Source organism: Hoeflea sp. YIM 152468 (genome assembly GCF_029210485.1).
Classification (GTDB): domain Bacteria; phylum Pseudomonadota; class Alphaproteobacteria; order Rhizobiales; family Rhizobiaceae; genus Hoeflea.
On the sequence record NZ_JARGET010000005.1, the window covers coordinates 142,314 to 158,999 of the forward strand.

Genomic DNA, 16,686 nt, shown 5'->3' on the forward strand with positions numbered 1-16,686 from the left:
GCTGGTCAACAAATCCGCTGCGCTGCGATCAGTGCGGTCTTGAGTAATCAGCCTGATGGTGTGCGGACACCGTTTCGGTGTGGCCGTCCTCTTTGACCGAGCTGGTGAAGTATCCGCGCAGAGCGGCCCAGATCTGCTTGCGGCGACGCTTGATCACGATAAAGCCGACGACCAGAAACGTGTCGAAGATCACCGCCTTGAGCACCAGCGGCGGGATCGTTTCAGCCGGAATGCCAAGCAGATTTCCATAGATGGTGAACACCAGATCATGCAGGTCGCGGGTCAGGATCCGGTAGCCGAAATTGATATCGTAGTAGGAGAGGCCATACCAGCTGCCCAAAAGCACGATCGGCATGATCCAGAGGACGAGAAAGAGTTTCATCAGCGTCCGCCCCCCTTGGCAAAAGAGGCAAGTTGCGCGCTGAAAGCGGCATGATTGGCGGCGTGGTCGGAAATGACCTGATCAAGGTCCGACACCGCATCGTCGCCGGAGTTGTCAGGCACAATGGGGGATTGGGACAGCGACATCAGCGTCAGCACCAGCCCGCCCAGCGCGCTGAATTGCAGCACCAGCAGTGCGCCGGCCTGCCCGCCGGCAAAGGAGATCGCGCTGATCAGAACGGACGCCGCTGCGGTGCAGACAACGGCGCCTTCCGCCAAAGAGCGGGCCTCGCGCTGTTCGCGCTCCCGGCCAAAGACGCAAAACAGCACCGCAAACAGGATCAGTCCTGCCGAGGCGAGGCTGAACCCGCCAAGAAGTCCCAGGACGACGCTTTGCGCAAGCTGGGACAGCCCGATGTTGGTCATCGCGGCCAGGGCCGTCTCGACCAGCCCCGAATCAGCAAACAGAGCCAATCCCGCCAGTTCGAGACCACCTTGCGGCGCATAGGTCACAACCAGCGCCAGCAGCGACAGGTAGCAAACCCAAAACAGCATCATCGCGGTGTAGTACAGGCGGCTTGATATCATCACGGGTTGATTAGAGCTCATGGGACTGAATTGACGTCTCCCCATAGCATGAACGCCGCACCCATCGCACGCAATGTAAACCATTTGTTAAGGTTAACGGCCGCCATTGCCCCTTGCGACAGAGGCGCTTATGAGAAGGCTCCTTCCATACGGCGTGTCCCATGATCCCCATTTTCGAAAGCATTCTGCCGATTTTCCTGATCGTGCTTCTCGGCGCGGCCTTGAGACGCCTGCCGTTCATCGACCAGAGCGTGTGGCCGGGTCTGGAGACGCTCGGCTACTACCTGCTGTTCCCCGCTCTCTTGTTTCTTACCCTTGCCACAGCGGATTTCAGCGGCATCGAACTCGGCACCGTCGCGCTCGTGGCGCTGATCGCGGTCGCGGTGATGACGCTGCTGCTCATCGCCCTGCACCCGCTGGCCCGGGGCTGGGGCATGTCGGATTCGCGCTACACCTCGCTGTTCCAGACATCATCGCGGTGGAACGCGTTCATTGCGCTGGCAATCGCGGAGAAACTGTCGGGCGCCAGCGGACTGGCGCTGGTGGCGCTGGTCATTGCGGTCATCGTCATCCCGCTCAACCTGATCAACGTGATCATGCTGATCTGGTACGGGACCGGTGCGCGCAACATGACCACGCTGGCACGGCGGATCGCCGGAAACCCCCTGATTCTCGGCTGTGCCGCAGGCATCATCATCAACGCCCTGCCCTTCGGTCTCTACCCGCCGGTGGCCCAGTCGGTCGATCTGATCGCCCGGACGTCACTCGGGCTCGGATTGCTGATGGTCGGCGCCGGCCTCAAGCTCAATGACGTGCTCAGGCCGGGACCCGCGGTGCTGTCGCCTGTCATGCTCAAACTGATCGTGTTTCCGATCATCATGGTGGGCCTGGCGTGGACCTTCGGCCTGACCGGAGAGCCGCTGATGATCCTGGCACTCTGCGCTTCGGTGCCAACCGCAATGAACGGCTATCTGCTGGCGCGCCAGATGGGCGGCGACGCGCCGCTTTATGCAGCGGTGACGACGATGCAGACAGTGGTCTCTTTCGTTACCATTCCGGCGGTGATGTGGGCCGTCGGCTTGATCTCCGCCGGTCAGGTGGCAGGCGGATAAAGCATCTCGACGATCTGGCGGGCATCAAAGCGGGCATCGAGCATGCCGTAGGTCGACCGCCAGGCGCCGCCAAGCCGGGTTTCAACGAAGGCTTCAGCAACATGACCGGCTCCCAGGCGGGTCAGTTCGGCCGCCGCTGCGGCGAGCGCAAACTGTTCGGTCAACAGGCGCGCCGCACCTTCGTCGCGTTCGCTGACCGCCATGCAGGCGCGCAGCACGTCGACCGTGCGCGGACCCGCCGCACCCAGATCCTTTTGGATGCTGTCCAGCGCCACATCAAACAGATCGCGGCCACGCGTGAGCACCCGCAGAACATCGAGCGCCATGACGTTGCCCGACCCTTCCCAGATGGCGTTGACCGGGGCTTCACGGTAATGCCGCGCAACCGCCCGTTCCTCGACATAGCCATTGCCGCCCATGCACTCCATCACCTCATAGATGACCGACGGCGCAATCTTGCAGACCCAATATTTGACCACCGGGGTCAACAGCCGGGCTATCGCAGCCTCGGTTGGGTTGTCACGGGCCTGGTCGAAAGCCCGGGCGAGCCGCATCGACAGGGCGGTCGCCGCAGCCGTATCAAGCGCCAGATCGGCCAGAACCCGGGCCATCAGTGGCTGGTCGATCAGCAATTGACCAAACACCCGCCGGTGACGGCAATGGTGCACCGCCTCGGCCAGGCTGGCGCGCATCATGCCGGCGGAAGCCAGGGCGCAATCGAGACGGGTCAGCGTCACCATGTCGAGAATGGTGCGGACGCCCTCGCCTTCGCCGCCGAGCAGAAAACCGAAGGTGTTGGTGAACTCGACTTCGGACGACGCGTTCGACCGGTTGCCGAGCTTGTCTTTCAACCGCTGCAGCCGCAGGCCGTTGAGATGGCCATCCTCGAGAATGCGCGGCACCAGAAAGCAGCTCAGATCGCCATCGCCGTCGGAGCCGGTCTGGGCCAGCATGACGAACGCATCCGACATTGGCGCCGACAGGAACCATTTGTGCCCTGAAAGCCGGTAAACCCCTTCCCCGGCGCGAGTGGCGACGCTCTGATTGGCGCGCACATCGGTGCCGCCCTGCTTCTCGGTCATGCCCATGCCGATGGTCACACCGGCTTTCTGCATTGCCGGGCGATTGCTCGAATCATAGCGGCGCGACACCACCTGCGGCGCCCACGCCTTCTCGATGCGCGGTGAGGCCATGATTGCGGCGATCGAGGCATTGGTCATCGTCAACGGGCACAGGTGTCCGCATTCCAGTCCGGCGGTGAGAAAAAACCGGATGGCGCGGGCCTGGTGGGCAAACCCGGCTTCCTCGCGCCGGCCTTCCCAGACCGAGCCCTGCAGCCCGCCGGCTATTCCACGGCGCATCAGGGCATGCCAGCTGGGATGGAAATCGATCTGGTCGATACGGTTGCCGAAACCGTCATGGGTCTTGAGTTCGGGAACCGCGCGATTGGCGATGCGGGCAAGATCCTGGGCTTCCGCCGAAGCCACAAATTTGCCGACAGTTTCAAAATCGGTGCGTAGACCGCGCGGCAAATCGGCCGCAATATCCTTCAGCAGCGGATCAGCGCGATAGGCGTTGTGGCCGGAAAAGGGCGGACTTTGATTGTCGGCCTGCGGGCCAAAGGCATGGGTAGGGCTCATGACACCTCGCATACAGGGATTCGCGCCGCATTGCATGGGGACATTGCGCATTTCCGGCACAGGCGCGCTTGCCCCTGCCCCAGAACCTTTCTATGAACGCGTTAGTTTCTAGATCATAGGTCCTTCGATGTCATTTCCGCACCGCCACCTGCTCGGAATCAAGGGGCTTTCGGAGCAAGATATCCACTATTTGCTCGATCAGTCCGACGCGGCGGTGAAAATTTCTCGCCAGCGCGAGAAAAAAACCTCGACTCTGCGCGGACTGACCCAAATCAACCTGTTTTTTGAATCCTCGACCCGGACGCAAGCCTCGTTCGAACTGGCCGGCAAACGGCTGGGCGCGGATGTGATGAACATGTCGGTGGCCAATTCGAGCGTCAAGAAAGGCGAAACCCTGGTCGATACCGCAATGACGCTCAATGCCATGCGGCCGGACGTGCTGGTGGTGCGGCACTCGTCGGCGGGCGCCGTGGCGCTGTTGTCGCAAAAAGTAGCCTGCCCGGTGATCAATGCCGGCGATGGCGCGCATGAACATCCGACCCAGGCGCTGCTTGATGCGCTGACCATCCGCCGCGCCAAGGGCAAGGTCGGGCGGCTGATCGTCACCATTTGCGGCGATGTGCTGCACTCCCGTGTCGCACGGTCGAACATCCTGCTGCTCAATGCGCTGGGCGCCCGGGTGCGGGTCGTTGCGCCCTCGACGCTTCTTCCCTCCGGAATCCGCCATATGGGGGTGGAAGTGTTCCAGCGCATGGAGGACGGGCTCAAGGATGCGGATGTCGTGATGATGCTCAGGCTTCAACGCGAACGCATGGCGGGGGCGTTCGTCCCGTCGGTGCGCGAATATTTCCACTATTACGGCCTCGACGCTGTCAAACTCGCGTTGGCAAAGGACGATGCCCTGGTGATGCATCCGGGACCGATGAACCGCGGCGTCGAGATATCCTCCGACGTCGCCGACGGGCCGCAAAGCGTGATCGAGCAACAGGTCGAGATGGGCGTTGCGGTACGGATGGCGGTGATGGAAACGCTGATGCTGCACGGGGAGCTGGCCCGATGACGCCGCGGATCCTGAAAAATGTGAGGATTGTCGATCCTTCGACGCTGATGGATGAAACCGGAGACATCCTGATTGACGGCGGCAGAATCATCGCCTGCGGAGCCCAGCTTTCCGGGGCGGAGATCCCGGCCGATTGCGAGATCGAGGACTGCACCGGCCTGATCGCGGTCCCGGGGCTGGTCGATGCCTGCGTGCATATTGGCGAGCCCGGCGCCGAACACCGCGAAACCATTGCCTCGGCAAGCCGCGCGGCGGCCAAGGGCGGCGTGACCTCGATGATCATGATGCCGGACACCGATCCGGTGATCGACGATGTGGCGCTGGTCGATTTTGTCCAGCGGCTGGCGCGCGATGAAGCCATTGTCCGCGTTCATCCGGCAGCGGCCCTGACCAAAGGGTTGAACGGCGAGGACATGACCGAATTCGGCCTGCTTCTGGATGCGGGTGCGGTGATGCTGAGCAACGGCCGCCACACGGTCGACAATCCGGCGGTGATGCGGCGGGTGATGACCTATGCCCGCGATTTCGGCGCCGTGGTCGCGGTGGCGACGCAAGACCGCAGGCTTGGCGGCTCCGGCGTGATGAATGAGGGCCTGTTTGCCAGCTGGCTCGGCCTGCCCGGCATTCCGCGCGAAGCCGAGATCATCCCGCTTGAGCGCGATCTGCGGCTCGCTGCCCTGACCGGTGCGCGCTATCACGCCATGAGCATTTCGGTGCCAGAATCGTCGGACGTCATCCGCGCCGCCAAGGCCCGCGGAGTGGACGTGACCGCGGGCATCTCGATCAACCATCTGACGCTCAATGAAACCGACATTGGCGAATACCGCACCTTCTTCCGGCTGTCGCCGCCGCTGCGGACCGAGGATGACCGCCGCGCCATGGTTTCGGCGCTGACGGACGGAACCATCGATATCATCGTCTCGGCGCATGATCCGCAGGATGTCGATACCAAGCGCTTGCCGTTCGCGGATGCGGAAAACGGCGCCATCGGGCTCGAAACCCTGCTGGCCGCAGCACTGCGGCTCTATCATTCCGGCGATGTGCCGCTGATGCGTCTGATCGATGCGCTGTCGACCCGTCCGGCCAGGATTCTGGGACTTGATGCCGGAACGCTCGCGATTGGCGCGCGAGCCGATATTGCGCTCATCGATCCCGAACACCCTTGGGTGCTGTCCAAGGAAGACATCGTCTCGCGGTCCAAGAACAGCGCCTTCGAGGATGCCCGGTTTACCGGCAAAGTCTTGCAAACACTGGTTGCCGGTGTCACAGTCTATCGCAGCTGATTGTTGCGATAGAAACTGTGTGTACCGTGTCAGCAGCGAGGATTTCGCGTCGTGCCTGATCTGATCAGTTGGTCCCTTTCCCCTTCCGCGATGCTTGGCGTGCTGCTGTTCGGCTATCTCTGCGGCTCGATTCCGTTTGGCTTGATCCTGACCCGAATGGCCGGACTCGGTGATGTCCGGAGCATCGGCTCGGGCAATACCGGCGCCACCAATGTGCTGCGCACCGGCAACAAGAAGCTGGCTGTGGCGACGTTGCTGGCGGATGCGCTCAAGGGGACGCTGGCGGTCATCGCCGCGCGTCAGTTTCTCGGCATGGAAGCGGCGCTGATTGCCGGACTGGGCGCTTTCCTCGGGCACCTCTACCCGGTCTGGCTGAAATTCAAGGGCGGCAAGGGGGTGGCGACCTATCTCGGTGTCCTGCTCGGCCTGGCTCCGCTGATCGTGTTGGTCTTCGCTGTCGTCTGGCTGGGCATGGCCAGGCTGTTTCGCTATTCCTCGCTTGCCGGACTCACCACCGCGATCGTGGTGCCGATCGCCTTGCACCTGTATGGGCGGCCGGAAGTGGCGTCGCTGTTTGTGGTGATGTCGGCAATCACCATCCTCAAGCACCATCAGAACATCCGTCGTCTTCTCGCCGGCACCGAAAGTCGAATCGGGGACAAAGGCTGATGCCTGCCGGCGATGAAGGGCGACGCGGTGTCGTCCTTTCCGATCGCCAACGGATCTCCTGGCTGCGCCTGATCCGCTCCGACAATGTCGGGCCCGCCACATTTCGCGACCTGATCAATCATTTCGGATCAGCACAGACCGCCATCGAACAGCTGCCGGAGCTGTCGCGCCGCGGCGGCGCGGCGCGCACGATCCGTGTCGCAAGCATCGAGGAGGCCGAGCGCGAACTCGAAGCTGCCCGCCGGTTCGGCGCGGTGTTTGTCGGCATCGGCGAGCCGGACTATCCGCCCGCGCTCAGACGCATCGACGGAGCCCCGCCCCTGATTTCGGCACTGGGCGATCTGTCGCTGGCCACCCAGGTCTCGGTGGGCATTGTCGGGGCCCGCAATGCGTCGGTGTCCGGCGCCAAGATGGCCGCGCGCATGGCACGGGAGCTCGGCGCTGCCGGTTACGCCATCGTATCCGGCCTTGCCCGCGGCATCGACGCGGCAGCGCATCAGGCCAGCCTGGAGACCGGAACCATCGCCGCCATGGCAGGCGGGCTGGACCAGCCCTATCCGCCGGAAAATCTGGCGCTGTACCGCGAGATCTGCGCCGGCAAAGGTTTGGCGATCAGCGAAATGCCGATGCGGTGGGAGCCGCGGGCGCGGGATTTTCCGCGTCGAAACAGGCTGATTGCCGGCATCGGACTTGGGCTGGTGGTGATTGAAGCCGCCCAGCGTTCAGGGTCGCTGATCACGGCGCGGCGTGCGGCCGATTTCGGACGGCTGGTCTTCGCCGTCCCCGGCTCCCCGCTCGACCCGCGGGCCATGGGCACCAATGGGCTGCTCAAGGATGGCGCAATCGTCACGACGGGAAGCCGTGACGTGATCGAGGCGCTGGCGCCGTCAAGCCGGCTGTTTGCGGACGAGGCGCCGGTGATGGAAGAACCGGAACGCGAAGATGGCGGGGCTTATCCGGAACCGCAGGCGGATGACCGGTCGCGGGTGGTCGAGGCGCTGGGCCCCTCGCCCGCTGAAATCGATGACATCGTCAGACACACCGGCGTGCCGGCTCAAACGGTGTATCTGGTGCTCCTCGAACTCGATCTTGCCGGACGCTTGCACCGTCATCCCGGCGGCATGGTGTCATTGGCGTTTGACGAGGAGTAGGACGCCGGGCCGCGCGCGTCAAAGGCTGCTGTCCATGACAGCAGCAGACCGGTGACCGGCCAGCACATCGCCCGCCTCAAGGTAGGCCATTTCGATCAGGTAACACAACATGTCTGCATTTTCGCTATGGGCGACCCCGCGCAATTCACCCAACATCTGCCGAATATAGGCTATGTTCTGCTCACTTCGAGCTCGTTCCAGCTTGCTTTGCGCAGGTCGGGTGGGCATCGTTGCTCCCTTGTCTGTGTCTGCGCTTCCACACTTTGCACCTGTGCGCAGATCCGAATTCACGATAATCCAATTATCATAAATTGCAATACAGTACATATCGCGCAAAGGTTGTATTCGAGTTGCGAAATGGCTGTAAATCGGTCGATGGGCTTGACCGAACGCGTTTGACTGTACATCTCGTGGACCAAATCGGTACGACGCGATATGGCGCGACATCCCGGAAATCCGAGCCGAGTGCGAGCATCCTTATGATTGTAGTGGTAGTAGAATCGCCTGCGAAGGCAAAAACGATCAACAAATACCTCGGAAGCGGTTACAAGGTCCTGGCCTCGTTCGGTCACGTCCGTGACCTGCCGGCCAAGGACGGCTCTGTGCTTCCGGATGAGGATTTCGAAATGAAATGGGAGGTGGACACCACTTCCAACAAACGACTCAAGGATATCTCGGAAGCGTTGAAGGGGGCCGACTCGCTTATCCTGGCGACGGACCCGGATCGCGAGGGTGAAGCTATTTCCTGGCATGTGCTGGAAGTGCTGACCAAGAAGAAGGCGCTCAAGGACAAGACCGTCTCCCGCGTCGTCTTCAACGCCATCACCAAAAAATCCGTTCTCGAGGCGATGGCAAACCCGCGCGAGATCGACACGCCGCTGGTCGATGCCTATCTGGCGCGCCGGGCCCTGGACTATCTGGTCGGCTTCAACCTGTCGCCAGTGCTGTGGCGCAAGCTGCCAGGCGCCCGCTCCGCCGGCCGCGTCCAGTCGGTGGCACTCCGACTGGTGTGCGACCGTGAAGGCGAGATCGAACGCTTCAAATCCGAGGAATACTGGCAGATATCGGCAGAGCTGAAAACGCCACGCGGCGAAGGCTTCACGGCGCGCTTGACCACGCATGACGGCGAGAAAATGTCGAAAATGTCGGTCACAGGGAGCGAACGTGCCGGACAGATCAAGGAGATGCTCGAAAGCGCATCCTTTGTCGCCGACAGTGTTGAAGCCAAGCCGACCCGGCGCAATCCATCGCCGCCGTTTACCACATCGACATTGCAGCAGGCCGCATCCTCAAAGCTTGGGTTCAACGCCTCGCGCACGATGCAGGTGGCGCAGAAGCTTTACGAGGGAATCGATATCGGCGGCGAAACCGTCGGTCTGATCACCTATATGCGTACCGATGGTGTGCAGATGGCGCCGGAGGCCATCGACGAAGCCAGGGCGGCCATCTCGGTGCGCTTCGGCGAGCGTTACGTGCCCGACAAGGCCAGAATCTACTCGACCAAGGCCAAGAATGCGCAGGAAGCGCATGAGGCCGTCCGCCCGACCGGATTCGAGCGCGCACCCGACGATATCAAGAAATACCTCGATGCCGACCAGTTCCGGCTGTATGACCTGATCTGGAAGCGGGCCACCGCCAGCCAGATGGCGTCCGCGGAAATTGAACGGACCACCGTGGAGATCACCGCCTCCAGCGCGGGCAAGTCCGCCGGCTTGCGGGCCACCGGTTCGGTGATCCGGTTTGACGGCTTCATTGCTGCCTATACCGATGTCAAGGAAGACGGCGAACAGTCCGACGGCGATGGGGACGACGATGCACGTTTGCCCGAAATCAATGCGCAGGAAGCGCTCGCCAAGGACAAGATCAACGCCACCCAGCATTTCACCGAGCCGCCGCCGCGGTATTCGGAAGCCTCGCTGATCAGGAAGATGGAAGAGCTCGGCATCGGCCGTCCTTCCACCTATGCCTCGACACTGGCGACATTGCGCGACCGCGAATATGTGACAATCGACAAGCGCCGGCTGACCCCCGAGCCCAAGGGCCGGCTGGTCATCGCGTTTCTGGAAAACTTCTTCGAACGCTATGTCGAATTCGGCTTCACCGCCGAGCTGGAAGAAAAGCTCGACCGGATCTCCGCAGGGGAACTGGCCTGGAAGGACGTGCTGCGCGAATTCTGGACGCAGTTCCACGCGCATATCGATGACACCAAGGAGCTGCGTGTCACCCAGGTGCTCGATGCCCTGAACGAGGCCTTGGCCCCGCTGGTGTTTCCGGAGCGTGAAGACGGCGCGAATCCAAGGATCTGCCCGACCTGCGGCACCGGAAACCTGTCGCTCAAACTCGGCAAGTACGGCGCCTTCGTCGGATGCTCGAACTATCCCGACTGCAGCTTCACCCGCCAGCTTTCCGCCGATCAGGATGCGCAGGGGGATGCAGCCCTTTCAAACGAGCCCAGGGATCTGGGCAAGGACCCGCAGACCGACGAACCGATCACGCTTCGGACCGGGCGGTTTGGTCCCTATGTGCAGCGCGGCGATGGCAAGGAAGCCAAGCGCGCCAGCCTGCCCAAGGGATGGGAGGTGGCCAGCATCGATTATGAAAAGGCGCTTTCGCTGCTGGCGCTACCGCGCGATGTCGGCGCACACCCCGAAACCGGCAAGATGATCACCGCAGGCATTGGCCGCTACGGACCATTCGTGCTGCATGACGGCACTTATGCCAATCTGGAATCGGTAGAGGACGTCTTCACCATCGGTCTCAACCATGCGGTCACGGTCATTGCCGAGAAACAGGCCAAGGGGCCCGGCCGCGGCCGCGGCACACCGGCAGCCTTGAAGGCGCTGGGCGATCACCCCGATGGCGGCCCGATCACGGTTCGCGACGGAAAATACGGACCCTACGTCAATTGGGGCAAGATCAACGCCACGCTGCCCAAGGACAAGGTTCCGGCTGAGGTCACAGTCGAGGAAGCACTGGAAATGATCGCCGCCAAGGCCGCGACCTCCGGCAAGAAGACCAAGGCACCGGCCAAAAAGGCCAGCAAGGCAAAGGCGAAACCCAAGGCGGCGGCAAAGAAACCTGCGGCTGCCAAGGCAAAGAAGGACTGATCTTGGGACATCCCCCCCGCAAACCAGGAACCGGCAAATCCAGGCCCGGCAAGGCGGTCGAAAAGGCAGCCGAAGCCCGTCCGTTTCGCCGCGGCGACATGCCGGACAAGGACATGATCCTGCGTTTCCTCAGCGAGAATCCCGACCGCGCGACAAAACGCGATGTCGCCAAAGCCTTCGGGCTCAAGAGCGACACACGGGCGGAACTGAAGGATGTCCTGCGCCAGCTTGAAGACGAGGGCCTGATCGAGCGGGACAGGAAGACGCTGCGGCGGCCCGGCACGCTGCCCGCAGTCGCCGTGCTCGAAATCACCCTGCGCAACGCCGAAGGCGACCTGATCGCCCGGCCGGCCGAATGGCTTGAAGATCATGGCGCCGCGCCGACGGTGACAATCAGGCAGTCCAATTCCGGTCGCGGCCGGGGCAAATCCCGAACACCATCAACCGCGGCCAGCGTAGGCGACCGTGTGCTGGCGCGGATTTTCGCCAGTCCGCACGGCACGACCAACACCTATACGGCGCGGATCATGAAAATCCTCGACCGCCGCGGCGGCCTGATCCTCGGCGTCTTCCGGTCGGAACCGGGGGGCGGCGGACGGCTGATGCCGATTGAACGGCGCGGCGAAGAGTTTGCCATCGACGCTGATTCGACCGGTGACGCCAAGGACGGCGATCTGGTCGAAGTGGAAACCACAAAGCCGGCCCGCATGGGCCTGCCGCGCGCCAAGGTGCATACGGTTCTCGGTTCTGTCGACGGGGAGAAGGCGATTTCAATGATCGCCATTCACGACCACGGCATTCCACACGTCTTTCCCGCCGAGGTGATCGAAGCTGCGGAAAACGCAAAGCCGGCGCCGCTGGCCGGCCGTGAAGACTGGCGCCACGTCCCGCTGATCACCATCGATCCGAGCGACGCGAAAGATCACGATGATGCCGTCCATGCCGAAGCGGACCCGTCAACAGATAACCCCGGCGGCGTCATCGTCACCGTGGCGATTGCCGATGTGTCCTGGTATGTCCGATCCGGCGCGGGACTGGACCGCGAGGCCCTCAAACGCGGCAACTCGGCTTATTTTCCCGACCGCGTGGTGCCGATGCTTCCCGAGCGGATTTCCAATGATCTGTGTTCGCTGCGCGAAGGTGAGGACCGGCCGGCGCTGGCGCTGCGGATGGTGTTTTCCTCCGAAGGCCGCAAGGTTGGTCACCGCTTTCACCGCGTGATGATGAAAAGCGCGGCGAAACTCTCCTACCAGCAGGCGCAGGCCGCTATCGACGGACATCCGGATGACACCTCCGGTCCCCTGCTCGATCCCGTGCTGAAGCCTCTGTGGGCGGCCTATGGTGTGCTCAAGCGCGAACGGGCCCGCCGCCAGCCGCTCGATCTCGATATGCCGGAACGCAAGATCCTGCTGACCTCTGAGGGCAAGGTCGACAAGGTGGTGGTGCCCGAACGGCTCGATGCGCACAAGCTGATCGAAGAGTTCATGATCCAGGCCAACGTTGCGGCGGCGGAGACCTTGGAAAAGCGCCGGCAACCGCTTATCTATCGGGTTCACGACCAGCCGTCGCTGGCCAAGCAGGAAGTGTTGCGCGAGTTTCTCGGAACTCTGGGCCTGTCGCTGGCACGCGGCGCGGCAATGCGGGCCAATGCCTTCAACGGAATTCTGTCCAAGGCGGCCGGCGAGCCTTACCAGGACATGGTCAACGAGATGGTCCTGCGCAGCCAGAGCCAGGCGATCTATTCGCCCGAGAATCTGGGGCACTTCGGCCTCAACCTGATGAAGTATGCGCATTTCACCTCGCCGATCCGAAGATATGCGGATTTGATCGTGCATCGTGCCCTTGTCGGCACGCTGGGGCTTGGCGAAGGCGGTATCACGCCGGCAGAAGAGGCGGCGCTCGAAACCATTGCCGCGGAAATCTCCACCACCGAGCGCCGCGCCATGGCGGCCGAACGCGATACGGTGGACCGGCTGGTGGCGCATCATCTGGCCGGTCGGCTGGGAGAAGCCTTTGACGGCCGGATCTCCGGGGTGACAAAATCCGGACTGTTCATCAGCCTGCCTCAATTTGGCGCAGATGGGTTTATTCCGGTTTCAACATTGGGATTAGACTACTATCACTACGACGAGGCGCATCAGGCGCTGACTGGAGAGAAGACCGGACTGGGGTATCGCCTGGGCGACAGCGTCGAAATCAAAATCGTCGAGGTCATTCCGCTCGCCGGGTCGATGCGGTTCGAGATGCTCAGCGAAGGGCAGAAGATGCCGACCGGCACCCGGTCCTTTCACAAATCCGGCCGCGCCCGCAAGGGCGGACCGAAAAAGCCCGGCACACGGCCTTCGCGCGGACGGCGGTGAGACCGCAAAGGGCCCAACAATTGCAGGCGCCAGTCGCGTCTGATTGAGATCAGGAGAAGAGCGATGCTCGAATATGGCGGCACCACGGCCCACAGCGCACACCAGGACGCTCCCAGGGAAACTTCACGCGCAGTCAAGCGCGGCCTGCTTGGCCGCTGTCCGCAATGCGGAGACGGCAAGCTGTTCAAATCCTATCTGAAGCCGGCGGATGAATGCGCGGTGTGTGGCGAGGAATTGTATCATCAGCGTGCCGATGATTTTCCACCCTATCTGGCAATCTTCATTGTCGGCCACATTGTTGTCGCCGGTTTCATGATGGCCGACAGCTGGCTCATCCTTGAAAGCTGGCAGCATCTGATGATCTGGATCCCGATCAGCATCGTGCTGTGCTTATCCATTCTTCCACCGCTCAAGGGGGCGGTCATCGGATTGCAATGGGCCTTGCGGATGCACGGATTTGGCGGTGAGCCGGATGAGTTGGCGTTCGCACCTGTCAGTCACGAGGACCCGCAGTGAGCGACACAGGTGCGCAAAAGGCCGACCTGCTGACGGAAGACCTTAAACACCGGAATGAAGCCCACCACGGGCCGCGCAAGCCCCACGATGCAGCATCGCTGTTGCTGATCGATCGGAGCCATCCGACGCCGCGCGTGCTGGTGGGAAAACGCGGCAAGAAACATGCCTTCATGCCCGACCTTTACGTGTTTCCCGGCGGACGCCGGGACGCGGCCGACAACAGGATTCCCTTTGCCTGGCCGCTGCACGACGAGGTGAAGGGCAAGTTGCTGGAACGGACCGGTGCCCGTTTCAAACCAAGCGCGGCGCGCGGTCTGGCCGCGGCCGCTGCCCGGGAAATGCTCGAGGAAGCGCACCTGTCGCTCACGCCCGCCGAATATGCCGGATCGCTGCGCCCCGACGTCTCAAGCTTCCGCTTTCTGGCACGGGCCATTACGCCGCCGGGCATGCCACGTCGATACGATACCCGGTTCTTTGCCTGTTTTACCGACGAGACGAGTGCCGATCTGTCGGCGTTGAGGGACAGCGACGAACTGCATGACCTGAGCTGGCTACCGGTCGATGCACATGAAAGCCACCCTTTGCCAAGGATCACCAAGGTGATTCTCGCTGACCTGGTGCAGAGGCTTGCGGAAGATCCGTCTTTACCTTTTGGCAAAACGGTTCCGTTCTACTATTTCCGCAACGGACGCTTCGTTCGCGAGCTGATTTAAGGCGAGAACTCCTTATGGCTGGATTGAAACCTGCTTGCCGTTCGCCTCACAAGCAAACCCGCGCCAATGCTGGCAAGAACGGTGTTGTGCAGCGCCTGAAGGCGGCTGAGAATGCGGGCGTTCGCCAGACGGAGATCGGATGGATCGAGCCGGTGTGGCCCGATCGCTTCGGGCTTCCTCGCGGCCTTTTCTTCACACGGCCTTCGCCGGTTCCCTTGATCTTGGGCCGTTCGTGCTTCGGCAGCGCGGTTCAATCCAACCATGAAGCGCTCTAATCCAGATGGATCACTCCTCCTCACGCTCCCCCGCGATCCGCGAGGACATCCACTGGCCGGCATTGTTCGCTGCTATTGCGGCCATTACCGCAGTCGGCATCGCCATCGGCCTTGGACTTCCGCTTCTGTCGATCATTCTGGAAAAGCGCGGCGTTTCATCGTCGATGATTGGCCTGAACTCGGCAATGGCCGGGGTCGCCGCCATGGTCGCCGCCCCGATCACCACCGTGATCGCCCGGCGGCTCACCGTGGTCACCACCATGGTGCTGGCGATTGTGGCGGCATCGGCGAGTGCGCTGGGGTTCTATTACGCCGAAGCGCTGTGGATGTGGTTTCCGCTGCGCATCGTGTTTCACGGCGCGATCACCGTGCTGTTCGTCTTGTCGGAATTCTGGATCAACACCGCCGCCCCGCCATCGCGGCGCGGGCTGGTTCTGGGTATTTATGCCACCGTGCTCTCACTCGGCTTTGCCGCCGGCCCACTGATCTTTTCGGTTATCGGGTCTGAAGGAATCCTGCCGTTCGCCATCGGCGCCGGGGTGATCCTGCTGGCGGCCGTGCCGATCCTGATGGCGCGCAGGGAAGATCCTGTCATCGGCGTCTCCTCCGACCTTCCCTTCATGCGCTACATCTTTCTGGTGCCAACCGCGACGGCGGCGGTGTTCGTTTTCGGTGCGGTGGAATCGGGCGGGCTGGCGCTGTTTCCAGTCTATGCCAGCCGCACCGGATTTACCGAATCACAAGGTGCGCTGCTTCTGGTGATGATGGGCCTGGGCAACGTCCTGTTCCAAATTCCAGTCGGAATGATCGCCGACAAGATGAAAGACAGGCGACCGCTGCTGTCGCTGTTTGCCATCATCGGGCTGATCGGCTCGATCGCCCTGCCCTTCCTGATCCACAACTGGCTGCTGACCGCTGTCATCCTGTTGTTCTGGGGTGGCAGCGTCGCCGGCCTGTACACCGTCGGCCTGGCCCATCTGGGCGACAAGCTGCATGGCGCCGACCTCGCCTCGGCCAATGCAGCCTTTGTGTTTTGCTATGCGCTGGGCATGCTGGTGGGTCCGCAGACCATCGGCGTATCGATGGATATCGCCGGCAACCATGGTTTCGCGTGGGCGTTGGCGTTCTTTTTTGCACTTTATGTGGCTCTAACTGTGTTTCGTATCGTGCTGCGCCCAAAACGGACTTGACTTTCAGCCGGGCTTTTGTAGGTTCCGCGCAAGTTTCGCCGTGGAGCCACCAGTGCTGCCCGCGGCTTCATTTTTGAAGAAGGCAAGACACCATGGCCAAGGCGACCACAATCAAGATCAAGCTTCTGTCGACCGCCGACACCGGCTTTTTCTATGTAACCAAGAAAAACAGCCGCACATTCACCGACAAGATGGTGAAGACGAAATACGACCCCATCGCCAAGAAGCACGTTGAGTTCAAGGAAGCCAAGATCAAGTAATCTGGCTTGTCCCTGCCTTTTGGCAGCTTACTGATTGCGCAATTTGAAAAAACCCGCCTCCGTCCGGAAGCGGGTTTTTTTGTTGAAGGCCGATCAAGACAAATGCGTGGAACGAGGATGCCACTTGTGCACTTGGTCTTGATCGGCCACCCCACGACCCAGGAGATGCGGCGGACCTGAACATCATGGGGTATTCCGTGTTTTCTTCGCAACGAGGACTTGCCGACATGACCGTCTCAGAACGTTGCATACGAGTTGAATACTTGTACCGTTTTGGTAAAAAATCAACGATTTATTAACGCTCTATCAGCCTCTTACGCAATCTTGGTTAACATTACAGACAATTTTAGACACTCTATAGTGAATTCTACACCTGCATTG

General features: G+C 61.7%; 15 protein-coding genes. 11 read left to right on the plus strand and 4 right to left on the minus strand.

All coding sequences use genetic code 11. From position 1 onward, the window contains the following. Positions 1 to 28 precede the first annotated feature (28 nt). Positions 29 to 382, minus strand: coding sequence for a DUF6105 family protein (locus PZ897_RS02720; RefSeq protein ID WP_275749767.1), 354 nt, complete (start codon positions 380 to 382; stop codon positions 29 to 31). Then, positions 382 to 969 (minus strand): hypothetical protein, encoded by a 588-nt coding sequence (locus PZ897_RS02725; RefSeq protein ID WP_275749768.1) that lies wholly within the window; start codon positions 967 to 969, stop codon positions 382 to 384. Before PZ897_RS02725 ends, PZ897_RS02720 begins: the two co-directional genes overlap by 1 nt. 161 nt (positions 970 to 1,130) lie before the next feature. Between PZ897_RS02725 and PZ897_RS02730 the strand changes: the two genes are divergently transcribed. Beyond that, complete coding sequence (locus PZ897_RS02730; protein WP_275749770.1) at positions 1,131 to 2,081, plus strand: AEC family transporter; 951 nt, start codon at positions 1,131 to 1,133, stop codon at positions 2,079 to 2,081. Here the strand turns inward: PZ897_RS02730 and PZ897_RS02735 are convergent. Further along, positions 2,063 to 3,721 (minus strand): acyl-CoA dehydrogenase family protein, encoded by a 1,659-nt coding sequence (locus tag PZ897_RS02735; protein ID WP_275749772.1) that lies wholly within the window; start codon positions 3,719 to 3,721, stop codon positions 2,063 to 2,065. The genes PZ897_RS02730 and PZ897_RS02735 overlap by 19 nt on opposite strands. Positions 3,722 to 3,848: 127 nt before the next feature. Between PZ897_RS02735 and PZ897_RS02740 the strand changes: the two genes are divergently transcribed. From PZ897_RS02740 to dprA, 4 genes are all read left to right on the plus strand, one after another. After that, complete coding sequence (locus tag PZ897_RS02740) at positions 3,849 to 4,781, plus strand: aspartate carbamoyltransferase catalytic subunit (protein ID WP_275749774.1); 933 nt, start codon at positions 3,849 to 3,851, stop codon at positions 4,779 to 4,781. Then, on the plus strand, positions 4,778 to 6,064 hold the full coding sequence (locus PZ897_RS02745; RefSeq protein ID WP_275749776.1) for a dihydroorotase: 1,287 nt from the start codon (positions 4,778 to 4,780) through the stop codon (positions 6,062 to 6,064). Before PZ897_RS02740 ends, PZ897_RS02745 begins: the two co-directional genes overlap by 4 nt. Positions 6,065 to 6,154: 90 nt before the next feature. Beyond that, positions 6,155 to 6,733, plus strand: coding sequence for a glycerol-3-phosphate 1-O-acyltransferase PlsY (gene plsY, locus PZ897_RS02750; RefSeq protein ID WP_275750126.1), 579 nt, complete (start codon positions 6,155 to 6,157; stop codon positions 6,731 to 6,733). After that, positions 6,733 to 7,884 (plus strand): DNA-processing protein DprA, encoded by a 1,152-nt coding sequence (dprA, locus tag PZ897_RS02755; RefSeq protein WP_275749778.1) that lies wholly within the window; start codon positions 6,733 to 6,735, stop codon positions 7,882 to 7,884. The genes plsY and dprA overlap by 1 nt, the downstream gene beginning before the upstream one ends. 18 nt (positions 7,885 to 7,902) lie before the next feature. Here the strand turns inward: dprA and PZ897_RS02760 are convergent, their stop codons facing one another. Then, positions 7,903 to 8,112, minus strand: coding sequence for a hypothetical protein (locus tag PZ897_RS02760; protein WP_275750128.1), 210 nt, complete (start codon positions 8,110 to 8,112; stop codon positions 7,903 to 7,905). A 251-nt stretch (positions 8,113 to 8,363) separates the two neighbouring features. Between PZ897_RS02760 and topA the strand changes: the two genes are divergently transcribed. From topA to rpmG, 6 genes are all read left to right on the plus strand, one after another. Next, a complete protein-coding gene (gene topA, locus PZ897_RS02765) occupies positions 8,364 to 10,991 on the plus strand; it encodes a type I DNA topoisomerase (RefSeq protein ID WP_275749780.1) in 2,628 nt (875 codons plus the stop codon). Continuing rightward, on the plus strand, positions 10,988 to 13,351 hold the full coding sequence (rnr, locus tag PZ897_RS02770) for a ribonuclease R (protein ID WP_275750129.1): 2,364 nt from the start codon (positions 10,988 to 10,990) through the stop codon (positions 13,349 to 13,351). The genes topA and rnr overlap by 4 nt, the downstream gene beginning before the upstream one ends. 63 nt (positions 13,352 to 13,414) lie before the next feature. Then, complete coding sequence (locus PZ897_RS02775) at positions 13,415 to 13,867, plus strand: DUF983 domain-containing protein (protein WP_275749781.1); 453 nt, start codon at positions 13,415 to 13,417, stop codon at positions 13,865 to 13,867. After that, positions 13,864 to 14,580 carry an NUDIX hydrolase gene (locus PZ897_RS02780; protein ID WP_275749783.1) on the plus strand — a complete coding sequence of 239 codons (717 nt, stop codon included), beginning with the start codon at positions 13,864 to 13,866 and terminating at the stop codon, positions 14,578 to 14,580. The genes PZ897_RS02775 and PZ897_RS02780 overlap by 4 nt, the downstream gene beginning before the upstream one ends. A 280-nt stretch (positions 14,581 to 14,860) precedes the next feature. Next, positions 14,861 to 16,045, plus strand: coding sequence for an MFS transporter (locus PZ897_RS02785; RefSeq protein WP_275749785.1), 1,185 nt, complete (start codon positions 14,861 to 14,863; stop codon positions 16,043 to 16,045). A 92-nt stretch (positions 16,046 to 16,137) separates the two neighbouring features. Then, positions 16,138 to 16,305 (plus strand): 50S ribosomal protein L33, encoded by a 168-nt coding sequence (rpmG, locus tag PZ897_RS02790; protein WP_007197024.1) that lies wholly within the window; start codon positions 16,138 to 16,140, stop codon positions 16,303 to 16,305. Positions 16,306 to 16,686: the final 381 nt, after the last annotated feature.

Bases quoted from the DNA above. Each gene is read 5' to 3' on its own strand.
- PZ897_RS02745 (WP_275749776.1), top strand. From the start codon at position 4,778: ATGACGCCGCGGATCCTGAAAAATGTGAGGATTGTCGATCCTTCGACG.
- PZ897_RS02730 (WP_275749770.1), top strand. From the start codon at position 1,131: ATGATCCCCATTTTCGAAAGCATTCTGCCGATTTTCCTGATCGTGCTT.
- PZ897_RS02735 (WP_275749772.1), bottom strand. From the start codon at position 3,721: ATGAGCCCTACCCATGCCTTTGGCCCGCAGGCCGACAATCAAAGTCCG.
- PZ897_RS02725 (WP_275749768.1), bottom strand. From the start codon at position 969: ATGATATCAAGCCGCCTGTACTACACCGCGATGATGCTGTTTTGGGTT.
- dprA (WP_275749778.1), top strand. From the start codon at position 6,733: ATGCCTGCCGGCGATGAAGGGCGACGCGGTGTCGTCCTTTCCGATCGC.
- topA (WP_275749780.1), top strand. From the start codon at position 8,364: ATGATTGTAGTGGTAGTAGAATCGCCTGCGAAGGCAAAAACGATCAAC.
- rpmG (WP_007197024.1), top strand. From the start codon at position 16,138: ATGGCCAAGGCGACCACAATCAAGATCAAGCTTCTGTCGACCGCCGAC.
- PZ897_RS02775 (WP_275749781.1), top strand. From the start codon at position 13,415: ATGCTCGAATATGGCGGCACCACGGCCCACAGCGCACACCAGGACGCT.
- PZ897_RS02760 (WP_275750128.1), bottom strand. From the start codon at position 8,112: ATGCCCACCCGACCTGCGCAAAGCAAGCTGGAACGAGCTCGAAGTGAG.
- PZ897_RS02720 (WP_275749767.1), bottom strand. From the start codon at position 382: ATGAAACTCTTTCTCGTCCTCTGGATCATGCCGATCGTGCTTTTGGGC.
- plsY (WP_275750126.1), top strand. From the start codon at position 6,155: ATGCTTGGCGTGCTGCTGTTCGGCTATCTCTGCGGCTCGATTCCGTTT.
- PZ897_RS02740 (WP_275749774.1), top strand. From the start codon at position 3,849: ATGTCATTTCCGCACCGCCACCTGCTCGGAATCAAGGGGCTTTCGGAG.
- PZ897_RS02785 (WP_275749785.1), top strand. From the start codon at position 14,861: ATGGATCACTCCTCCTCACGCTCCCCCGCGATCCGCGAGGACATCCAC.